Raw genomic sequence first — 3006 nt, 5'->3', positions numbered from 1 at the left:
GCCGGCTATGCCGACCCCGCCGGCTATGCCGACCCCGCCGGCTATGCCGACGGCGGCGGCGGCGGCCACCTCGGCGCCTTCGGCCTGCGCAGCGGCGAGCGCATCGGCCCGTTGTCTGTGCAGGGCGCGACCTTCCGCGACCTGGAGGTTGGGTCGATCGTCCCGAATCCGCGCCAGCCCCGGACGCACTTCGACGAGGATGCGCTGGAGGAGCTGGCCGCGAGCCTGCGCGAGGTCGGCCTGCTCCAGCCGGTCGTCGTCCGCCAGGTGGGGCCGGAGCAGTACGAGCTCGTGATGGGCGAACGGCGCTGGCGGGCATCCCAGCTGGCCGATCTGACCCGCATCCCCGCGATCGTGCGGGAGACCGCCGACGACGCCATGCTGCGCGACGCCCTGCTGGAGAACCTGCACCGCCAGCAGCTCAACCCGCTTGAGGAGGCGGCGGCGTACGAGCAGCTGCTCAAGGACTTCGGGGCGACCCACGAGGAGCTCGCCGGCCGGCTCGGCCGGTCCCGCTCGCACGTCACCAACACCATCCGCCTGCTCGGGCTGTCGCCCGCGGTGCAGCGGCGGGTTGCGGTCGGCGTGCTCTCGGCGGGCCATGCGCGGGCGCTGCTCTCGCTGCGCGACGCCGAGGCTCAGGATCGGCTCGCCACCCGCATCGTCGCGGAGGGGCTGTCCGTTCGGGCCGTCGAGGAGATTGTCGCGCTGGACGAGGACACGCCGCGCAAGCGGCCCCCGCGTGGCCCCCGCTCGACCCCGCCGACCCTGTCACGACTCGCCGACCAGCTCTCGGACCGCTTCGAGACGAGAGTGAAGGTGGATATGGGGCGCAACAAGGGAAAGATCACGGTTGAGTTCGGCTCCCTCGAGGACCTGGAGCGGATCGTCGCGGTGATGTCCCCCGCGACCGCGCCGGACGCCGTCTCGCCACATTAGCCCGCCGGTCGACCCGGGGATCCTTCCCGGGGAGGGGCGGGCGGCCTGACCAGCATGGGACGCGGGGGCGAGGCGTCCCGGCTGGTGTCAGGCGGGATTGCCGGCTTGGCCGACCTTGCGGAGCACTCCCTCCGGAGTCATCGAGCCGAGTAGTCGTTCCAGCGCGACCTCGACGTCCTCACGCCAGCTCACCGCGTTCTTCACCTCGAGACGCAGCCGGGGCCACCGGTGGTGGGGGCGCACCGTCTTGAAGCCGACGGCCAGCAGGTAATCGGCGGGCACCACGCACCGGGCGCCGGAGTTCTGCAGATCACCGAACGCCTCCACCGCCCTGAACCCCCGGCGCAGGATTTCCTTGGTGATGGACTGGATGAGGATGCGGCCGAGGCCCTGGCCCGCGAACTCCTCCACGATGAGCGCCGTCATCAACAGGACCGCGTCCGGTGACACCGGGCTGGTGGGGAAGGCAGCCGAGCGGGGCACGTACGCGGGCGGCGCGAACATGATGAATCCGGCCGGGACATTGTCAACGTAGACGATCTTCCCGCAGCTTCCCCATTCAAGTAGCGCCGCCGAGACCCAGGCCTCCTTCTCGAGGTCGGTGGCTCCGGTCTCCTCTGCGCGGCTGCGCGCGACCGGATCGAGCTCCCAGAACACGCAGCGGCGGCAGGGCAGCGGCAGGTCGTCAATGTTGTCCAGGGTGATGTTCGCGATGCGACGGCTCATCGAAAGGGCACTCCCGCGGTCGGCCACCGGGCCGCCGTCCACCCCGGTGGGGTGAATCGCGGCCGTTTGGACTCAGCCTAGGCTGGCCGGTCTGCATCGACCCCCGACGCACCGCACCCGTTTCACGTGAAACCACTCTCCCGCGTGCGCCGGGCTGCTGCGGTCACCGCGCCGCGCCGCGTTCGCCGGGGTGGCGGGTACCGGTCGGACCTGCGGGGCCGTCAGGCGCGACCGGCGAGCCGCGGGACGTGAAGCTGTCCCGTCGGGGCGTCCATCTCCGGCGGGAGGAACAGCCGCTGCGTCGCCGCAAGGACCGCCTCGGCGACCGCGGCGCGGAACTCGGTCGAACCGAGTGCGTGCGCGTCGTGATCGTTGGTCAGGTAGCCGAGGTCGAGTCGGACCGTCGGCATCCGAGTGCGGCGGAGCAGATCCCAGACCTTCGGGTGCGTGCGGCAGTCCGGCATGTCAGTGCGGGAAACGATCTCACGCTGGACAAGTTGGGCGAATCGCTCACCGACGGCCGAGGACCCGCGGGCGTTGCCGTAGTAGTAGGCCGAGACCCCCCGCGCGTGACGGGAGGTGCTGCCGTCCGCATGCAGCGAGATCAGGAGGTCGGCCTCGAGCTCGTTCGCGCGGGCGGCGCGCTCGGACTCGCTCGGCGATTCGTCCGGGCCGTGGATGAGGTGGGATTCCAGGCCGGAGTCGAGTAGGCGGGTGGTGAGCCTGGCGGCGAGATCGGCCATGATGTCCCGCTCGCACAGGCCGCCACTGACGATGCCGGGGTCGTCGCCGCCGTGCCCGGGATCGAGGGCGACGACCACCCCGAGCAGGGAGGTGCCGCGGGCGAGCAGGCGGACCGACTCGCGTAGCACGTCGGGACGGCCACCGGTCACGGTGCGACGCAGCCGCTTGAGCTCGCGCAGCGTCCGCGGACCGCAGCGGCCGTCGGGATCCAGGCCGCGGTTGCGCTGGAAGTCGCGCACCGCGCTCTCCGTCCGCGGGCCGAAGATGCCGTCGGTCCGGCCGATGTCGAATCCCATGTTGAACAGGCGCTCCTGCAACGCCGCCACGTCGTCCCCGACGAAGGGGTGCGCGGCGCTGAGATAGAGCAACCTGTCGCCGAGATTGTGGCGGGCCTCCTCGAGCGCCCGTGCGGTGTCCGGACCGAGTATCCCATCGACGGAGAGGCCCCGGCTTTGCTGGAATGCCCGCAGCGCGTTGTCGAGATCGCGGTCGAACCGGTCGGGCGGAGCGGCCGCGGCACCCCCCGACGCCGCAGCCGGGCTGGGTGCGCCGTCCGCAGCTGGTGCTGCGGGGATGGCTGGTGCTGCGGGGATGGGC

Annotated in this window: 3 protein-coding genes; 1 reads left to right on the top strand and 2 read right to left on the bottom strand. The window is 71.8% G+C overall.

The genetic code is table 11. The features are described from left to right. Nucleotides 1-939, top strand: a 939-nt coding sequence (locus tag NBZ85_RS29650; RefSeq protein ID WP_261563237.1) for a ParB/RepB/Spo0J family partition protein, incomplete at its 5' end; no start/stop codon positions are given. A gap of 87 nt (nt 940-1026) precedes the next feature. Here the strand turns inward: NBZ85_RS29650 and NBZ85_RS29645 are convergent. Continuing rightward, entirely contained in the window at nt 1027-1665 is a 639-nt protein-coding gene (locus tag NBZ85_RS29645; RefSeq protein ID WP_261559127.1) for a GNAT family N-acetyltransferase, read from the bottom strand. Between the two features lie 221 nt (nt 1666-1886). Further along, on the bottom strand, nt 1887-3006 hold a 1120-nt coding region (locus tag NBZ85_RS29640), incomplete at its 5' end, for an N-acetylmuramoyl-L-alanine amidase (RefSeq protein ID WP_498041276.1).

It is taken from the genome of Frankia tisae (genome assembly GCF_025403405.1).
Lineage (GTDB): Bacteria > Actinomycetota > Actinomycetes > Frankiales > Frankiaceae > Frankia > Frankia tisai.
This window is presented reverse-complemented; position numbering and strand designations above follow the sequence as displayed.